Source organism: Slackia equolifaciens (assembly GCF_003725995.1).
Classification (GTDB): domain Bacteria; phylum Actinomycetota; class Coriobacteriia; order Coriobacteriales; family Eggerthellaceae; genus Slackia; species Slackia equolifaciens.
Genome location: NZ_QIBX01000041.1, coordinates 1 through 1,339 on the forward strand (window position 1 = coordinate 1; position 1,339 = coordinate 1,339).

The 1,339-nt window shown below is 59.6% G+C and carries 1 protein-coding gene; it reads right to left on the reverse strand.

Annotated elements, in window-relative coordinates:
* Positions 1–315: 315 nt before the first annotated feature.
* A complete protein-coding gene (gene dapD / locus DMP06_RS11215; RefSeq protein ID WP_123209812.1) occupies positions 316–1,035 on the reverse strand; it encodes a 2,3,4,5-tetrahydropyridine-2,6-dicarboxylate N-acetyltransferase in 720 nt (239 codons plus the stop codon).
* Positions 1,036–1,339 lie beyond the last annotated feature (304 nt).

The window sequence follows — 1,339 nt, forward strand, 5'->3', positions numbered from 1 at the left end:
TGTAGAGTGTCCATGGTGGCCGTTGCCTTTCTCTCGAATCGGTTACCTTCGCAACGATCGATTCTAGGCAATGGCCGCTTCTCCTTCAAAGCGGCCCGTGACACCAACTTTCGGCACGCGATCCGCCACGAGGACGGCGAAGCGCCGAGCGCACGGAAACGACCCGAGCCAATGGACCGATAACGGCCCCACGCTACGCAAAGAGGCCGAAAGCGTTTGCTTTCGGCCTCCACGTTGGCAGCATCGACGGCTTCATGCAGCTCGCTGCGATACGCGCGGCGCCCCATCGAATGGGTCGCGCCATTCCGAACGCACCTACAGCGTGCGCAGCGCGTCCACCAGAGCGGTCTTGCTTTCGGTCTTGGCATCCTTCATCTTGATTATCTTGGCGGGCACGCCGGCAACCACGGCACCGGCGGGAACATCGTTCACCACCACGGCGCCGGCAGCCACCACGGCGCCTTCGCCCACGCGAATACCCTCAAGCACAACGGCGTTTGCGCCCATCATGACGTTATCCTCTATCACGACGGGCGTAGCGCTTGCCGGCTCAACCACGCCAGCCAACACGCTGCCGGCGCCGATATGGCAATGCTTGCCCACGATGGCGCGGCCGCCCAGCACTACGTTCATGTCGATCATGGTGCCCTCGCCCACCACGGCGCCAATGTTGATAACTGCGCCCATCATGATGACGGCGTTGTCGCCGATTTCCACCTGATCGCGAATGATGGCGCCCGGCTCGATGCGCGCGTTCACGTTCTTCATATCGAGCAGCGGCACGGCGGAGTTACGGCACACGTTCTCGATCTCGTAGTACTTGATGGATCCGGCGTTCTCCTCCAGAACGGGGGCAAGATCGGCCCAGTCTCCAAACACCACGCGACCCTTGGGGCTGCCGAACACCTTGACCGCGCCCTTCTCGGCATGGGCGGCGTAATCAATCTTCGCGCCCTTCTTTTCGCGCACGTACAGCTTGACCGGCGTCTTCTTGGGCGACGTGGCGATAAATTTGATGATTTCTTCTGCATTCATGATGCGTGTCTCCTCCTTGATAGCGCCCGTCTCAAGCGAGCGATACTCGACTTTTTATAAATTGGGACAAATAATTGCGACTTTCCACTGTGCGATTTTCCAAAACACCGCTTTCAGTCCATAAAACCAAGGTGAAAGTTGTAAAAGGGCGCCCAATTCGCTTTATTCACGAGGGTCTCGGTAGTGTGCCGATTGTTGGTGTCAAGATCCCGTTCGGGAGGCGCGGGCCGCAGGCCCGCCCGAGCGAACGGGACATCGCCCAGGATCGCCTGCATTCTACACCATCACGCTGCCCTCTTCGCCT

Excerpts from the sequence above, each read along its gene's own strand:
- dapD (WP_123209812.1), bottom strand. The coding sequence starts at position 1,035 with ATGAATGCAGAAGAAATCATCAAATTTATCGCCACGTCGCCCAAGAAG.